General features: G+C 51.6%; 20 protein-coding genes. 4 read left to right on the top strand and 16 right to left on the bottom strand.

Going from position 1 to position 15309, the window contains the following annotated elements; translation table 11 throughout:
* Positions 1-203: 203 nt before the first annotated feature.
* The 13 genes from HY308_00595 to HY308_00535 form a co-directional block, all read right to left on the bottom strand.
* The gene (locus HY308_00595) at positions 204-821 is read right to left on the bottom strand and encodes a GNAT family N-acetyltransferase (protein MBI3896775.1); all 618 of its coding nucleotides are present in this window, start codon (positions 819-821) and stop codon (positions 204-206) included.
* Between the two features lie 241 nt (positions 822-1062).
* Positions 1063-1599 (bottom strand): hypothetical protein, encoded by a 537-nt coding sequence (locus HY308_00590; protein ID MBI3896774.1) that lies wholly within the window; start codon positions 1597-1599, stop codon positions 1063-1065.
* Between the two features lie 285 nt (positions 1600-1884).
* Positions 1885-2070: a hypothetical protein gene (locus tag HY308_00585; GenBank protein MBI3896773.1), complete on the bottom strand. Its 186-nt coding sequence runs from the start codon at positions 2068-2070 to the stop codon at positions 1885-1887.
* The gene (locus HY308_00580) at positions 2063-2266 is read right to left on the bottom strand and encodes a hypothetical protein (GenBank protein ID MBI3896772.1); all 204 of its coding nucleotides are present in this window, start codon (positions 2264-2266) and stop codon (positions 2063-2065) included. Before HY308_00580 ends, HY308_00585 begins: the two co-directional genes overlap by 8 nt.
* Positions 2263-2811 carry a hypothetical protein gene (locus HY308_00575; protein MBI3896771.1) on the bottom strand — a complete coding sequence of 183 codons (549 nt, stop codon included), beginning with the start codon at positions 2809-2811 and terminating at the stop codon, positions 2263-2265. Before HY308_00575 ends, HY308_00580 begins: the two co-directional genes overlap by 4 nt.
* Before the next feature lie 337 nt (positions 2812-3148).
* A complete protein-coding gene (locus HY308_00570) occupies positions 3149-5284 on the bottom strand; it encodes a response regulator (GenBank protein ID MBI3896770.1) in 2136 nt (711 codons plus the stop codon).
* Positions 5274-6341: a hypothetical protein gene (locus HY308_00565; GenBank protein MBI3896769.1), complete on the bottom strand. Its 1068-nt coding sequence runs from the start codon at positions 6339-6341 to the stop codon at positions 5274-5276. Before HY308_00565 ends, HY308_00570 begins: the two co-directional genes overlap by 11 nt.
* A gap of 227 nt (positions 6342-6568) precedes the next feature.
* The gene (locus HY308_00560; protein ID MBI3896768.1) at positions 6569-6967 is read right to left on the bottom strand and encodes a hypothetical protein; all 399 of its coding nucleotides are present in this window, start codon (positions 6965-6967) and stop codon (positions 6569-6571) included.
* 424 nt (positions 6968-7391) lie between these two features.
* A complete protein-coding gene (locus HY308_00555; protein MBI3896767.1) occupies positions 7392-8063 on the bottom strand; it encodes a response regulator in 672 nt (223 codons plus the stop codon).
* A 100-nt stretch (positions 8064-8163) separates the two neighbouring features.
* The gene (locus HY308_00550; GenBank protein ID MBI3896766.1) at positions 8164-8772 is read right to left on the bottom strand and encodes a GNAT family N-acetyltransferase; all 609 of its coding nucleotides are present in this window, start codon (positions 8770-8772) and stop codon (positions 8164-8166) included.
* 105 nt (positions 8773-8877) lie between these two features.
* Entirely contained in the window at positions 8878-9735 is an 858-nt protein-coding gene (locus tag HY308_00545; GenBank protein MBI3896765.1) for a hypothetical protein, read from the bottom strand.
* 100 nt (positions 9736-9835) lie between these two features.
* Complete coding sequence (locus HY308_00540) at positions 9836-10279, bottom strand: hypothetical protein (protein ID MBI3896764.1); 444 nt, start codon at positions 10277-10279, stop codon at positions 9836-9838.
* 102 nt (positions 10280-10381) lie between these two features.
* Positions 10382-10810 (bottom strand): hypothetical protein, encoded by a 429-nt coding sequence (locus HY308_00535; GenBank protein ID MBI3896763.1) that lies wholly within the window; start codon positions 10808-10810, stop codon positions 10382-10384.
* 732 nt (positions 10811-11542) lie between these two features.
* On the opposite strand from HY308_00535, the gene HY308_00530 reads away from it, so the two are divergent.
* The 4 genes from HY308_00530 to HY308_00515 are packed head-to-tail and all read left to right on the top strand — an operon-like array spanning position 11543 to position 12403.
* Positions 11543-11650, top strand: a complete 108-nt coding sequence (locus HY308_00530) for a carbon storage regulator (GenBank protein ID MBI3896762.1) — start codon at positions 11543-11545, stop codon at positions 11648-11650.
* Between the two features lie 28 nt (positions 11651-11678).
* Positions 11679-11903 carry a carbon storage regulator gene (locus HY308_00525; GenBank protein ID MBI3896761.1) on the top strand — a complete coding sequence of 75 codons (225 nt, stop codon included), beginning with the start codon at positions 11679-11681 and terminating at the stop codon, positions 11901-11903.
* A gap of 3 nt (positions 11904-11906) precedes the next feature.
* Positions 11907-12116, top strand: coding sequence for a carbon storage regulator CsrA (gene csrA / locus HY308_00520; protein ID MBI3896760.1), 210 nt, complete (start codon positions 11907-11909; stop codon positions 12114-12116).
* A 53-nt stretch (positions 12117-12169) separates the two neighbouring features.
* The gene (locus HY308_00515) at positions 12170-12403 is read left to right on the top strand and encodes a helix-turn-helix transcriptional regulator (protein MBI3896759.1); all 234 of its coding nucleotides are present in this window, start codon (positions 12170-12172) and stop codon (positions 12401-12403) included.
* Between the two features lie 186 nt (positions 12404-12589).
* Here HY308_00515 and ssb read toward each other — a convergent pair whose 3' ends face one another.
* The 3 genes from ssb to HY308_00500 all read right to left on the bottom strand — a co-directional run bounded on the left by ssb (position 12590) and on the right by HY308_00500 (position 15309).
* Entirely contained in the window at positions 12590-13072 is a 483-nt protein-coding gene (gene ssb / locus HY308_00510) for a single-stranded DNA-binding protein (protein ID MBI3896758.1), read from the bottom strand.
* A 150-nt stretch (positions 13073-13222) separates the two neighbouring features.
* The gene (locus HY308_00505) at positions 13223-14032 is read right to left on the bottom strand and encodes a hypothetical protein (GenBank protein MBI3896757.1); all 810 of its coding nucleotides are present in this window, start codon (positions 14030-14032) and stop codon (positions 13223-13225) included.
* 86 nt (positions 14033-14118) lie between these two features.
* Positions 14119-15309, bottom strand: coding sequence for an MFS transporter (locus tag HY308_00500; protein ID MBI3896756.1), 1191 nt, complete (start codon positions 15307-15309; stop codon positions 14119-14121).

Raw genomic sequence — 15309 nt, 5'->3', positions numbered from 1 at the left:
GACTTGAAGTTGATCCCACAATCCATCGTCCAATACTTTTCTGACCATTTACAAAATCCCTCCATCTCAAGCAAAGGGTCTCATAAATCGACCAGAAATCAGCTAAAACAGAGCGCTAACGCAGAATGAGGACACGCCCTAGACATGATGATGGATGATGGCGGGTTTAAGGCAAGCAGACAGCAAAAGACATCCTCGCCAGACTAGCTCGACTTGCCTGCCGAGCCAACTCGGAAGTCCCGCATCCAAAACGTCATCGGCTTTTCGGTTGATTCCGTCGCGCCGATATCAGGCCACGAAAACGTGGTCTTCATCTCTGGCACTTTGTGATAACCGCGGTGCGTCCAAAATCCATCGTTGGGAATATAGTTGGCGGGTTTTCCCGGATGGTTGGCGGGGCGTTCGACCGAACAGAATGCGCAGATAGGCAAACTCAACTCATGCGCATGCGCTTCGCGCGCCTTGAAAAACGCAACGCCGTAGCCGCGGCCCCGATAAGATTTGAGGATCACTGACTCGCCGAAATAGTCGATCTGACTCAAGTCGAATCCTTTTTCAACAAACGGTCGCTGCCATTCAGCCGCTGCATCCGCGAGCGGCAATACGGTCGTTGCGCCGACGCACTTGTCGTCGTCCCATAGCAGCACGATGAGGCTCCGGAGACAGCGCATATAAGTTTCGAGATAGTGTGCTTCGTATTCCAAGCTGCCCTCGTACAAATAGGGCCAGTCGCGAAATACGGCGATACGAAGCTCGGAGAGCGGGCGAAGCTGTTTTCTGATTTGCTCGCCACGTAATGATTCCATGCGCAGGTCGGTCATGATGTTACTTGTCATCCTTGATTTAGCGGTTCGACGAATTATAAAGGCAGATAGAACGATCGCCGATAGTGAAAAGTGTTACATCGCTTCAATTGTCGTCGTGATACGAATTTGTCGAATGCCCAATCCGCCCCCAGAGCTACCAGCATTCCGCCGCATTAAACCTAACCCAACGGTGAGACGTGAGGTCGACCGTGGCGATATGACCGATGATTTGTTGTAACAACGTAAATGCCGTTACTTAGTAGCGCGTATCTCGCACACACCAGCACGACGGCGCATTCGTCAGGCACGCGTCCAGAACTTTCAGCGCACGTGGGAAATACGACTCCAGCACACCGCCAAAAGCCGGTCGCCACGTTTTTTGGCGTTCGCCCTCCCGGAGGTTTATGCCCAATTCGACTAACAGGTAGAGCCGCTGCTGCGAGATCTCGCTCACGAGTCGCGCGCGCCACTCGTCTTCGTCGCCGAACTCCGTGGTGCACAATAACCGGTTCTCATTAAGATACGCGTCGCTTGGTATGTGCAGATCTCTCGGCGCGTTTCCCTCGACCGAGAACTTGATCCAGTCCCAGCCATGCTTTCCCAACATGGAACCAAAACCGATGGCCGCCTGCCCGTTGAAATTGTCGTACTGCAAACGCGAGTCCGGAAAATCGGGTTTGATCGCCCGCCGCACGTCTTTGAATACCGTCGGTGGGCGTGTGACTATGATGTCGCGGTCGCACAGCGAGTCGATTTTTTCGTAAATTAATCCAACAGAATTACCGCCAGCCATTGCGTCAATTCTAGGTTTTCTGAAGGATGATCTTTTTTTTCATGATCCCTGACGCCCAGTTCGAGGAATGTTCGGTATCCTCATATCTCTCGCGGATTATTTCCAGGAGGACCATTTGGCGATTCACAATTACATACCGCAACCGGGAAAGTGCTTGTCAGCACTGCCAGACCCTTTCTAAATTAATTGGTAGGGCACGCTGATCCAGTAGCGGAAACCAAATCCAGCAAGAGGAGACGGTAGCCGGTGTTTTATATAAGACCGGCTACCGGTCTGTCTTACATCCTAACTTTTTTGATCGTTGTCGGGAGCGGTTTCGAGTTCAATCCTGAATTCACGGAACCCGCGATGCGCAATGATCGCCTGCTCAACTCTCGCCGCGTTGCGCTCAATTCGGGCCATGTTTTGGTCAAGCTTCTTGGCCATGGTTTCGATATCGTCTTTCTCGATATCAATCTTGTTGCTAGTCATCTTTCCCCTCCTTCATTTTTTTCCGGTCACGACGTAAATCGATCTCGCTTGGGACCGTCAACGCTCCACCCGGCTCCTCGTTGACGTTAATTTTCGAACGCTCGACCGCCGCGTCCAAATCCTTGTCGTGCTTGTCTAAGATCTCCTCGATCTCTTTCAAGCCCTCAGGCGTAAATGGATTGATATTGCGTCTCATAAAATCCTCCTCTGACCGATGCGACCCTTATGGTACGGCTCCCGGCCACCGAACTGTTCCTGGCTATACAACCCCTCAAGTTTCGGATCCGGGTCTATGATCCAGATTTCGGACGCGCCGACCAAATCTGCAAACATTACGCCCGCCTGTACGATTATCGGCACAGCGCGCGTATTGAGCGGCGACGGTTTGAGTGGTATTGCTTCTATTAAGTCTAGCCTAGTGTTCCTACCTGCCCGGGAAGTGCGGCCATAACACAAAGCACCTAATTGGCCGCAATTGGATAACGTAATCTCGAACCGGTTGGGCTGATTTTGATAGACCGAAAATTGCTCTGCCCACCACCAACTAGCGCGTGTCTCCCGCACATTCGGACCTGTTAGGGCTTTCCATTTATCCGCCGTTACGCAGTCGTGGAACGAAATGCCGGCTGCTGTCACGGACCATTTCTTCATAATTCGCTCGTACACCAGTTCACGAACACGTAGATAGCGATCTTCGGTTTGTTGGTGATCGAGACGGTGAAGTTTTTCTTCTTCAAACACGTGATGTGCTCCCTGTGATGGTTATCGCATCAATACGTTATCACCACCACATGTCACACACTACTACGTCGTACTCTCCTTACCCCGCCCGCACTTTATTCAGAAGGGTTGCTAGTCGCCTTTACGCGTTGCGGTCTCGACAGGCACCAGAACTCCCCCGTAAGCGCGTACGTTCTACAACGTAATTTTCTTGCAGAGGCTTACATCTCTCACTCTGACGAAAATGCATCGCAAATTCGTTTTATTTTTCGCAGTCACCAATCTCGGAGATTTATTCGTCAAACCAGGAGAACGTTTGACCCAATAAATATCCAATAGCAAGCATGTCAGCGCTTCGTCACATCAGCTCTGGGCTGCTGCGCGACGATGCATGCTCAGTTACTGTGGAATGAATTAAATCCAATAAATGCGCTTTGCTCATGGGTTTGAGCATGAATACATTCGAGCCTGATTCAATAGCTCTGCTTTGATACTCCAGGACACCGTGGTTCGAGTGAGTGCAAATAGTTGCTCGATTGCCCTGCTCTCGTAACCGCTTGACCGCTTCGAATCCATTAAGCTTTCCCTTACCAAAATTTACATCCATGATGACGACATCGAAGCACTCGTTGCCCAGGATCTCCAACGCTTTTTCGGCGCTTTGAGTAAATGCTAGCTGCACGTGCGGTTTAAGGGGTAATTCTTCGATATACGATTCGAGAACTCGCTGATAAAGCGATTCGTCATCGGCGATTAAGACTTTCACTGGCCGTCCTAATTGCCTGACGATATCGATTATTCGCCCTGCCAGTCTCGTCTCATTATCATTTGATTTAGATAACTCGACCGATTGATGCCCCATGGCTTCTAGTGCGGAAACGATTTCATCGCTGGCAGACGGTAGAGATTCCGTGACATCCTCTGAAATCGCATCGGTCATAGGCAACGTAAAGATAAATTCGGTCCCCCTCTTTTCCGACGATTCGCACTTTATCTCTCCGTCGTGATCGATAACCAATTTCTTCACGATAGCAAGCCCTAAGCCAACACCGCCTTGTTTCCCTTCCGTAAAAAATAGGTCGAAGATCTGATCTCTTTTCTTCTTCGGAACAAAGCTGTGGCTGTTCCCTATCGTAATCTCCATCATTCGCGGCGAACGATTATCCATTTCCCTGGTTTGAAACCAAATTTCACCGCCGCTTCGCATTGCCTCTAGGGCATTCGAAGTGATATTAGAAAATACGCGGGACGCTTTTATCGGATCAACATACAAAGCCTGACGATGATTTAGCGCGTAGCGAAATTTAATGTCACGACGCGGTTTTATTCGAAACGCTTCATAAAGTGTTGTCTGGATCAGCGACGATAGATGCACGATCTCCTTGTCCGGCTTTCTATTGCTGCCCACTTCCATGATGTCGCGAATTAGGCCCTGCACTGAAATAACGGCCTTGTCGATTTCAGGAACCAGCCTGCGGCGTAAGGAATTAAAATCTGCCTGATCTTTGGCATTGCGGGTCAAGTGCAGAAAAGTCGTTAGCATGGAAAACGGTTTGCGCACGTCGTGCGCCAGCATTTGTGTGGTTCGTCCGATAGCGGCAAGCGTCGATTGCTGTAGCAGCTTTGCTTGCAACTCCTTTTCGTACCGGATGTAGGTCTCGAACGACTCTTTCAATACAGCCAACTCGTGGTGCTGTGTCGACCCTGGAGTGGTATCCATCTGTTGACGCACATAATCCGTCAGGTTTGTGATGGGCTTAACGATTCGCGAGCGCGTTAGGTGCAGTCCCACCATGGTGGTGAACGCAAGCACGATAAGCAGCACGAGTAGATACGGAAGGTACTGTCCAGGGCTTACTGCGTCATTGTCTACAATCTCCAAATCAATACCGAAAATGGATGGTTGCTTGGAGATTTTATTAATCTTTACGGTATCACCCAGCGAACTCCTCCATGACCGAAGATCTATATCTAAAATGAGGAAACCCCTCAATTTTGCAGCCGGCCCTGGAAATTCCTGATCGTCATACTCAATCGGCCGGTAATAACGCAATGTGTTCTGATCGATTAGTGAAAATCCGTAGTGATCGGGGCTAACCCTTGGCAGTTTTTTGATGTCCGACACTGGAGCTGAAAATAGGGCTTCCGATGCCCTGTTCACAACTGTAAAGGCTGATATGTCTGACGCTTTTTTCTTTAACAAAGAGGTTCGCGCATACAGCCGGTTCCTAGTCATAGGCCGTATGGATTCCGTCACGAAGAAAAACTCGTTTAATTCTCTGCTCGCCAGCAAGATTTCGGCGGCGGCCTCGACGCCTAGTAGATGGCTATTTAGAGAGGCCTTTGCTTGGTTGAGACGACCCTCCACGCGCGCCTCATCAATCTGACGATAAGAACGCATTTGCACCAAGATAAGCGCCGCCGCGATTGCCACGGGTATCCAGGAGCAAATAATTAAGATGAGTAGCGCGTCGTGCTGAAACTTACGGCGCATACCGCACCGATATCCACCACTCGTTGAGTCGCAAGTGGTCCGGCAAACGTGGTGGTTTTAAGATAATTGGCTTTTGATGACTCACGTTCCTCGTTACTTCTTCATACAACTCCCGCGTCGGCGGCATTAGCCCCGTCGTATGGTTTTTATAAGGCGAAAAGTACTGATTGGAACTCATGTTCAACGCCGTGCTTTGTTTGTCGGTCAGTGTCTCGACGTATTTGACCAAGTCACCAAGAGACGCTTTTCGATTTTTTCTTTTCACGATGCAAACCGCGTCGTAACCAATGACTGGCATATGAGGCACCTTGGCACGCAGATGAGGATATTTGGATAGATGCATAAACGCTGCACCGTGCCAGGCGTAGACGGCGATTTTTGGATTCTTCAATAAATCATCGAGCGCAGAAACGAAATCACCTGCCTCGAGCCCTTCGATCTGCGTAAACTTCTTGTCCGAGCAGTTGGACAGAATGTTGAAAATATTTCCGCCAATGTAGTCGGTCGGTGATTTGCCGCAAATTTCTTTCGAGTCGCCGATAAGGCGAGCCGCCGTTTCAAAGAGATCATCAACAATCCCTATTTTGTAACCTTCCTTTTTGAGAGCCAAAAGTTCTCGCAGACTACTAGGTATATTCGGCGTTTGTTGCTCATTAGCGATAAATACGGTGCTTGACCAAAAGTACGGCAAACAATGCGGTACAGCATCGGCGAATAGTGGCAAGTAATTTCGTTTTTTTGCTGTGTTTTGGAACTGATCGGTTTCGACCAGCCCATGCTCTATCAAGTAAGGCAAGGCAAAATTAGAGACGATAGCAACGTCGAAATCGTGTTGCTGAGCAGATAGACGGGATATTGCGACCTCATTGCTTACATAAGCGGTTACCTTCGTTTGATAACCTGAATTAGCTAGCCGTTTTGTAACAGTGGGCGCTATGTAATCCCACCAGTTATAGAGGTGCACCGATACGGGGACAGATGCATCGCCTCCGTATCCGCGTAACGAACATAAAAGTAGCGTGGTGACAACAAGCCAGCGGGAAGATTTTTTTTTCAAGCGCGTTTCCTCTGTCGAATTCCGTCCTTAATCCACATCACCATTTTATTGACTGCGTAACACGATGATCCGTCTTCCATCCTTGTTGGCCAGGAATAGTCGAATAAGATATCGGTAATGGTGTATCCGAGTCTCCGCCATATTGCGCCTGGATCTCTGTAACTCCACGGCTTTCGAGAATCGATATCATCGCGCACTACCGTAGCAAGGCAAGCGTGCGCGTACCCTCAGTTGAGCACCTGGAACTCGAAACGCTCGTAAAGGCGGGGAAGAATGGGATAACCTCGGAATTCTGGCTCAATAATAGCCTCGCTCCAATAGTAAAACTCCGAAAGATTATTGTAACCCTGACGCTTAAATTCGGGTTCCAACCCGTGGAGTATGTCTGCATCGCTGGCCAGCGGTAATGAGGTGGAGATGGCGATGGGTTTGCTATTTGCGTAGGCCAGGACGACCATGGCATGCGGATTTTGGGCAAGCTCATGGATATATTTTTTTTCATACTCGGGATCGAGCGTAGCGTCGTACAAATAGGGGTATTCGCGAAAGTGCTTAATGCGCATTGCACTGACAAAATCGATTTGATCAGCGGCTTCCTTGCCGATCAAGATTCTGTACTCGGTCATGGCCTCTCCTTAAGAGGGCGACCCGATCAAGAATTTCTGAGGTGGCGGTGATAGTCGTGAAAAACCCTTCAGCGTATTCCTGGTTAGGACGCCACATTAATTAAAAGTATGGGTGACTGACTAATACAGCGATACGGAGTTGGGTTTAGAAGGGAATGCGGTGCGGCACAAACCATCAGCGACGGACAGCATTTCTCATGGGCATTCCTTCCGCGCTTCCTTGCCCCCCTTCCCTTGCGGTAGGGGTGAGAACTACGTCCTACTTCCTATGGTAATTCAAGTTATTGCGAAAGGCTTAGTTGGTTCATGGCGGGGGAATTGCGGGGAAAATTATTCAAAAAATTAGATCGAAGCTGCGCAGCTCGCCCTGGCACCATCGAAAAGCCCAGGCCGAGCACTACCCTAGTTCTTTCGGATTCGTTTCTTAGCGGTTTTTGGCCCGCCGGAGGTCAGCAAACCACCAACGGTCTCGGGTTTTTGCCCGGTAGTCTTGCTCCCGTTCGGTAATAAGGTTCTCCGCCAGCTCGACCATTCGTTTGCGCTGGTTCTTTGCCTCACGGGTTATAAACTGCGTCGCCTCCTCGCGCGTTATCAACATAAGCTCCATCAGCATTCCGATTGCTGTGCTAGCACTGCGAGCGCTAGCGACCGCTCTAGACAAGGCGGAGGCGTGACCTTGCTCCATATCCTTGATCGATGATTGCAACGCGTTTATCTCGACGGCACGGCTGAGCCCAACGCGAACTTGAGCTAGCAGTTCTTTTGGATCGAACGGCTTTACAAGAAACCCAAGCGCGCCTTCCACACCCGCCTGGCTTACCACATCCTCGTCTGCATGAACCGACATGACGATAAAACGAGTAGATGCAAGAGCCATAATCGCCTTCCCCGCGTCGAGTCCAGATACGTCCGGCATTCGATAATCTAGTAACGCCAGATCGACTTGCTGAGTAGTGACGAGTTCTATCGCCTGCTCTCCCGACGTCGTAACAAACACGACATAGCCCGCCTCCTCCAACGTTCTCTGAGCCAGTTCGAGCGTGAGTAGATCGTCATCTGCGACTAAAATCTTGATCTTATTGTCGACGATATTCATAGCTGGTCTCCCTTAGATAAACGGCGTCCTATTCAACTAGCGCTTGCCGTAGTAATTTTGTTACTAAATGTGCGAAAGACTCCTAGCTAGATCCGTCGACTTAGCTTCCGGCTCCGGTTCGGAAGTCTCGCATCCAAAATGTCATCGGCTTTTCGGTTGATTCCGTCGCGCCGATATCGGGCCAGGAAAACGTGGTCTTCATGTCTGGCACTTTGCGATAACCGCGGTGCGTCCAAAATCCATCGTTGGGAATATAGTTAGCGGGCTTCGCCGGATGGTTGGCGGGACGTTCGACGGAACAGAATGCACAGATAGGTAGATTGAGTTCACGCGCGTGCGCCTCGCGTTCCTTGAAAAAGGCGACGCCAAAGCCGCGGCCCCGATGGGACTTGAGAATCACTGATTCGCCGAAGTAGTCGACCTGGTTTAGGTCGAATCCTTTTTCCATAAACGGTCGCTGCCATTCGGCAGAGGCGTCCACCAGCGGTATTACGGTCGTTGCGCCGACACACTTGTCGCCGTCCCATAGCAGTACGATGAGGCTCCGGGGACAACGCATATAAGTTTCGAGATAGTGTGCCTCGTAGTCCAGACTACCCTCGTATAAATAGGGCCAATCATGAAATACGGCGATACGAAGCTCGGAGAGCGGGCGAAGTTGTTTTCTGATTTCTTCGCCGCGTAGTGATTCCATGCGTAGGTCGGTCATGATGTTACTTCTCATCCTCGATGGGAAATGCGACGAATTATAAACGCGATAGAAACGATCGCCGCTAGCGATGAAGCCAATGTTCCACCACGTTAAACCTGAGCCTTAACTAGCCCACCGATCAGCGTGGTGCGGCCAGAGCAGAAATGGGCTCGTCAATATCCCGTTCATCTCAAGCTCCCGCGCCGCCATATTAGGATGAACGGGATAGACAATGCGATCGGCGGCGTACCCGCCTGCTGCACCACCAACTAGCCCGCAGCCGAAAAGCCCCCAACCGCCGGAGGTAATACTAAAAGCTAAACAAACTGCGACACCGGTCTCAAGACCAAGCATGCTCCCGGCGGTATGCACCGCTTCCTCCTTTGCCACTTTTTCACGTTCGCTCGGTTTGGCCAATGCGACAGCGCTTACCGACATACCGAGCCCGACGAAAAAAAATACTCGTCCGACACCTTTGAGCATGCGGGCGCCGCGGATTACATTTTCTGTAATTTGCTTATTTGATTTTGTAGCTTTCTTAAGGAAATCTTTGGGAGACCTATTTGGATTCTTGGCGTCGCGCGCGTAAATATTTTTTTCCGTCCGGCCGCCGAGCCCGAATTCTTTCCAATCGCGAAATTCAAGTACCGCCTGAGCAATCGGCCCTTGTTTTTGCCGTATGGCGCGAGCGATTTTTGTTCGTTCGTCCGACGCCCACTTCTTTAGATCGGCTTCCGCCACGATCCCTTGCTTCGCCTTGATTTCACTGTTGAGAACGGCCAAGCGCGATTCGTATTCCATTCGGAGTGCGGGAAGACTCCGCCCCAGCTGAGTCATCCGAAATCCAGCGCCGAGCAGTCCCGATCCGACGGCTTCTAAAAATTCAATGCCGTCCTCTTCGCTAATACCGGGAACCGTAACCTGATAACAGGAATCTCCATCGATGATGTTGAGCGTGACTTCGGAAAAACGGGTAAGCATTTCGGCATTCCTTGCTATCGAATAAGATTTGGGATGATATCGAGTGGTTCGACCACTCTACATTTGACGGAGCGATGGCAACCGTCAGGTGTTTAGTCTGTTAGACATAATCATCCACCTCTAGCGGTTCCATTACTTTCCATTGCCGAAGTTTGCCAAACGCCTCACGCGGAAAAATAGCGAACTTCGTCCTGGCCAGGGGCAAAAAACCCAGCCACATAGCGCGCCATGAAAGCGGTGTGGCGTCACAAACTGCCCCATACCCTTTCTGACTGGTTTTAAGGTGCCCCTTCCATGCGCTTAGGAGCGAATAAATCATTGTTGTTAACTCTTCGGGAATAACAATGATCGTTTTTTCCAGTTCTACCAGCCACCATTTTTGGACCGTAGCATCTTCGTCGGTGACAGACACAGTGATTCCGGAAAAAACGTGATAGAGCTTTCGCACATCTTCGGCATTGGCCCGGACAACATGGCCTTTGCCGTCGTCGAAGACGGCGGTATTACCGTCGAGTGTTATCGGGGAAGTGGTGGCAACGGTCATTGAGTTTCCTCGAACACTAGCTCCACTACCAATTTCCTATTAAGAAGAACCTGGGGAAAAAATATAGCCATATACAACTCCCTGCTGAGTTCAGTAATGGATCTAAAGTATGAAACGTAGAGGTTCCACGACTTTCCATCCGTCAAGTTTCCGTAATTTCTCGCGCGGAAAAATCGATAACTTCATTGTTGTGCTCGGCAAGAAACCGAACGGCAAAGCGCGCCAAGACAATGGGGGGACCTCGCAAACCGCGACGTGACCCTTTTGATTGACGTCGATGTGCTTCTTCCAAGTTTCTAAAAGCAGCCCGATATTTGTATCTACGTCATCGGGAACGACGATGATCGTTTTCTCAAGCTCAATGAGCCACCATTGTTCGTCATTGGCGTATAGATCGGTACCGGAATGGACGTAATAGAGCTGGTGCACGTCTGCTACGTTAACGCGGACGACGCGGCCCTTACCGTCGTTGAAGATGGCGGTGTTACCGTCCAATGCTATCGGAGGGGGAAGAATGGTAATCATGGTCATTAAGCTTTCATGATTGCCAGTCTAATGACTGCAGGCATGATCACGTCATCGTCGGCAACGAGGATCGTGCGCTTTCCTTCGGTTGTTGTCATAGCCGCTCCCTCGGGCGTTATATTTTGCCTTGCCCTTCCTCCCTAGCAGTTTGTATTGGTACTCGATACGGCGATTTTCGGCAAGTCTTAAAATTGATAGGTTGGGCTCTGCATATGCCAGTCGCTAAAAGCGCTTGACGGCATTTTTCGCATTCCTATAATCAACGCCATCCATGTTCGTATGCATTCAAAACTGCGTCGGAGATGGTAGCTAGGCAATAAAAACCGCCTGCATTCGGAACGGAAGTAAGCGTGGGATCACATCAGCGCTGATGTCCGGTCGGAAGCAATGGGACTGCTGAAAGCAGGCGGGGATTTCACAAGTTTTCCTCTTCCGTTTTTTCTCGCCCTCCCATACTCCACTGGGCTCTGTCTCTGCCGTTTTTCAACGCTTAATTTCCGTCTGCAATCATGTAACGCAAGGAGCGACATATGGCGGCGGATGTCTGGCGACGGGCTTCTTTTGAAGTCGCAATAATATCACACTTTACTAGTGGTTATTTATCAGTCGTAAACTTGTGCGGCTTTACCAGCACTGCGATTCCACCCACTCCCCCCGTTCATCTGCCGCCTATCTCCTCCGCTGTCCTCGTCGCCCGAGCGTTTCATCGAACGGCGACCTCAACAAGGAGTGTCAGCGATGCTCATCTTCACTAGGCGTTCCGGCCAATCTCTAAACATTGGCGATGATATCGCCGTCACGATGCGATGCTTGCCATTAGAAGCGATCGTGCGGCCATTCGAGTGAATGCCGGAAAAAAGTGCATCTCACTTTCATTGGCAGTGTTGGCAAGACGCTAAGCGTCGGCGACGAAGTCGCCATCACTCTGCTGGTAGTTAAGGACGGCGAGGTACGCGTCGGCATTGGTGTACCGAAAAACATGTCCGTGTACCGTCAAGAAATCTACCAAATTATTAAACGAGGCGAGAGAAGTTCGGTGTCGATATTGCGCTGTAACACCCGATCGCACGCAACATTCTTAGACAAGGAAGGAAAATAAATCATGCTGACTATTACGAGACGGATAGGACAATCCATTTGTGTCGGTAACAACGTTCGGATAACGGTGCTTAGGACTAATGGTAATCAGATAAGAATTGGCGTTGATGCGCCAAAGGAAGTTCCTGTTCACCGCGAAGAGGTCTACGAGCGAATCAAACAAAAGCGTGCATTAGCAACAGGGAGTCAATCATTGTTAGTAATGGACAGATAGGCCGTCAGGGAAAATTAAAGGGGAATTGAATGGGCCAAAGGAAGCGAGTCTCATTGTCGGTTCGGGAGCAAGATGTCTTAAATTGGTTATCCCTCGGTAAGTCGGGAAACGAGATCGCGGTAATCCTTGGTATCCGAGTTTGTACCGTGCGCATGCACATTCGCAATCTCGTCGAAAAGTTAGAAGCGTCGAATATACCCCATGCGATTACGCAGGCGTTTCATAAAGGTGTGTTGATTCCGGCTAAGCGAGTCGATGAGGCTCGGAGACGCAGGGAAATAGTATGAAATGCCGGACGATGATACGGTGAAGTTCGGCGGTCACTGCTTTGCACTCTTTCCGACATCAGAGGCCCGTGTTGGCTCTCTCGGCATATCCACACCGGAGCCACGACAATCCTTGGTATCCAATGCAAAAAAAACGGCATCCGCATTGGATGCCGTTTTTTTGTTAACGTTGCTAGCGATGTCTTCTTAGAACGGAATATCGTCGTCGAAATCGGCACCCGAGCTCTTCGCACTACCACCGCTACTGCCACCGGCAGTACGCGCCGGCGCCGGCGCCGACTCGTACGAGCCCATTGCTTCACCCGGTGCCTCGCTCGGCATACCAGCGCCGCCGCGTGAACCTAGCCTCTGCATTTCGGTGGCAACCACTTCCGTGGTGTAACGATCGTGGCCGTCTTTGTCCTGCCACTTGCGGGTTTGTAGGCGGCCTTCTACGTAAATCTGCGAACCTTTCTTCAAATATTCGCCGGCGATCTCGGCGAGGCGGCCGAAGAACACGATACGGTGCCACTCGGTACGCTCCTGCTTCTCGCCGGTGTTCTTGTCTTTCCACGATTCCGACGTCGCAATCGTACAATTGGCGATGGCCTGACCGTTGGGCGAGTAACGGACTTCAGGGTCCTTACCCAGATTGCCGACGAGGATGACTTTGTTTACACCACGTGCCATGACTTGAACCTCCAGAGTCGAGTCGCGCGTGCAGTCACGATTAAGTCACGCGCGAATTATGGGGACGGCTAGTCTAGCCCGATCCTGAGCGTCGAACAAACCCAAGTAAATACGGCAAATACCCGCCCAATCGAGCCTAACCGCCCTACTTCATAGCGGCAGCTGAGCACGTTTGGAGTCCGGCGGAATAACCAAGGTGTTGTACTGCGGATGGGTGAAATTATGAAAAATGTAGGTTCGCTCCTGCCAATCTTCCCACCGAGTGCGACACAAACGCAGCAATTCAAATTTACTGATCTTTCGATCGTCATGCGCTTCATTGAACTCGCGAATCGCCAACAGCTCGCCGACGTACTGCGACATGCAGCCTAGATCGTTCGAGGCGACGTCATCGAAATAACAATGGACCCGCGGCAAATGGCTGGATTCATTGCCTTTGAAAATAGCGAAGGCCGCTTTGGTCGAGCTGTAATAATCCAGGTCGAAAGCGATAAACCCCAGCGGCGCGGGATTAGAAGCGAGCCATTGCGGGACGGTCTCCCGCACATCCCCCAGAATCAGCTTGGCCCGGCGCAGTCGGGCGCGTAGCTTCGCTTGATCCATCCGGTAAAAACCTTCCGACCAAATGTGCGGCAGGTCTCGATAGTCGACCGCCTTCGGCATCCCTTCGCCGCTGTCGAAGCCGACGACATCGATACCGACACCGACGGCGGACTCCACTTCTGCACTGATCTTTTCGCAAGCCAGGAGACCGCGGCCGCCGGCCACGCCGAATTCAGCGACGGTGATGCGCGGAATACCGAGGCACGATGCCAAGTACGCCGACCAATACACACCGTAGGCATATTGCGGATAAGGAAAGACACCGTATCGAACTCGGGTCTTCAGCGGACCGACGGGAAATCGCGTCCATAGACCGAGAAATCCAGGTAACTGCGAGGCGTAACGTAAAAGATTCATATGATTCTTCCTGCTTATTATTTATTACGTTCCGATCACTATGCCGTCGAGCTAACGCTGACGTGTCAGCATCGTTGCGAAACGGTTTAGCGAGCGGCGCTGGAATTCAGCTTGAACGGCGGCGCGGTAATGGCAAGGAGCAACCAACCGGCGACACCCAGTGCGGCAAACACCAGTACGCCAACGATGCCGACGTGATGGTAAACAAACCCGCCCATCCAACCACCGAAAGAAACACCGAGAAACTGCGAGGTGCTGTACACGCCGAGCGCCGTGCCCTTAGCCGCGGGCGGTGCCAATCGCGACACGGTCGATGGCAACATCGCTTCCAACAAGTTAAACGCGGCGAAGAACAACGCCAGGCTAACGACTAGCCAGGCAAACGAATGGAAGCTCACACCCAGCGATATCTCGGCGACGAGCAACACGGCGATGCCGCCGATAAAAACCAACCGCAACAAATCGTCACGCCGGCTGGTGTAACCGAGCACGGGCGCCATTACCACCACGCCGAGCAACATCACCGGCAAATACAGCTTCCAATGGTCAACCGCCGGCAGCCCAACATAGTCGACGAGAATATGCGGCAATACGACGAACAATGCCGGGATCGTCATGTGCACGACAAAGATGCCGACGTTGAGCCGTAGCAACTGCGGGTCGCGCAACACACGGGCGAACTCGGCCATCCGACCGGAACGGGCCGGCACCGTACTCCGCGTCGGCGACGGTACCGCCAATAGCAACAACGCCAACGCCGACACCGCGCCGGCAGCGGTAAACCAGAAAATGCCGGTCACGCCAAAGAGGTTGGCAAGCATCGGACCGACGATTAACGAAACGATAAACGACGCGCCGATGGTGATGCCGATCATGGCCATCGCCTTGGTACGCTGCTGCTCGCGCGTAAGGTCGGCGAGCAACGCCATGACCGGGGCCGAAATCGCACCCGCCCCCTGCACGGTCCGGCCGATAATCACGCCCCAAATGGAAGACGACATTGCCGCAACGACGGAACCAACGGCGAATAGCACCAGTCCCAAGGCAATGACCGGTTTGCGGCCGAAACGGTCGGAGGCGATACCGAAGGGAATCTGCAACAGCGCCTGCGCCAGGCCATAGGCACCGCCGAGGGCCAGGCCCATCAGCGTCGGGCTGTAGCCGGAAAGGGTTTGGGCGTACAGCGAGAAAACCGGGAAGATCAGAAATAGCCCTGCCATACGCAACGCGTACATGGCGGACAGCAGACCGACGGCGCGGCGCTCGTCGGGCGTCAT

The organism is Gammaproteobacteria bacterium, assembly GCA_016199745.1.
Taxonomy (GTDB): domain Bacteria; phylum Pseudomonadota; class Gammaproteobacteria; order Acidiferrobacterales; family Sulfurifustaceae; genus JACQFZ01.
This window is presented reverse-complemented; position numbering and strand designations above follow the sequence as displayed.

Excerpts from the sequence above, each read along its gene's own strand:
- HY308_00595 (MBI3896775.1), bottom strand. The coding sequence starts at position 821 with ATGACCGACCTGCGCATGGAATCATTACGTGGCGAGCAAATCAGAAAA.
- HY308_00590 (MBI3896774.1), bottom strand. The coding sequence starts at position 1,599 with ATGGCTGGCGGTAATTCTGTTGGATTAATTTACGAAAAAATCGACTCG.
- HY308_00585 (MBI3896773.1), bottom strand. The coding sequence starts at position 2,070 with ATGACTAGCAACAAGATTGATATCGAGAAAGACGATATCGAAACCATG.
- HY308_00580 (MBI3896772.1), bottom strand. The coding sequence starts at position 2,266 with ATGAGACGCAATATCAATCCATTTACGCCTGAGGGCTTGAAAGAGATC.
- HY308_00570 (MBI3896770.1), bottom strand. The coding sequence starts at position 5,284 with ATGCGCCGTAAGTTTCAGCACGACGCGCTACTCATCTTAATTATTTGC.
- HY308_00560 (MBI3896768.1), bottom strand. The coding sequence starts at position 6,967 with ATGACCGAGTACAGAATCTTGATCGGCAAGGAAGCCGCTGATCAAATC.
- HY308_00555 (MBI3896767.1), bottom strand. The coding sequence starts at position 8,063 with ATGAATATCGTCGACAATAAGATCAAGATTTTAGTCGCAGATGACGAT.
- HY308_00550 (MBI3896766.1), bottom strand. The coding sequence starts at position 8,772 with ATGACCGACCTACGCATGGAATCACTACGCGGCGAAGAAATCAGAAAA.
- HY308_00545 (MBI3896765.1), bottom strand. The coding sequence starts at position 9,735 with ATGCTTACCCGTTTTTCCGAAGTCACGCTCAACATCATCGATGGAGAT.
- HY308_00540 (MBI3896764.1), bottom strand. The coding sequence starts at position 10,279 with ATGACCGTTGCCACCACTTCCCCGATAACACTCGACGGTAATACCGCC.
- HY308_00535 (MBI3896763.1), bottom strand. The coding sequence starts at position 10,810 with ATGACCATGATTACCATTCTTCCCCCTCCGATAGCATTGGACGGTAAC.
- HY308_00530 (MBI3896762.1), top strand. The coding sequence starts at position 11,543 with ATGCTCATCTTCACTAGGCGTTCCGGCCAATCTCTAAACATTGGCGAT.
- csrA (MBI3896760.1), top strand. The coding sequence starts at position 11,907 with ATGCTGACTATTACGAGACGGATAGGACAATCCATTTGTGTCGGTAAC.
- ssb (MBI3896758.1), bottom strand. The coding sequence starts at position 13,072 with ATGGCACGTGGTGTAAACAAAGTCATCCTCGTCGGCAATCTGGGTAAG.
- HY308_00505 (MBI3896757.1), bottom strand. The coding sequence starts at position 14,032 with ATGAATCTTTTACGTTACGCCTCGCAGTTACCTGGATTTCTCGGTCTA.
- HY308_00500 (MBI3896756.1), bottom strand. The coding sequence starts at position 15,309 with ATGACGCCCGACGAGCGCCGCGCCGTCGGTCTGCTGTCCGCCATGTAC.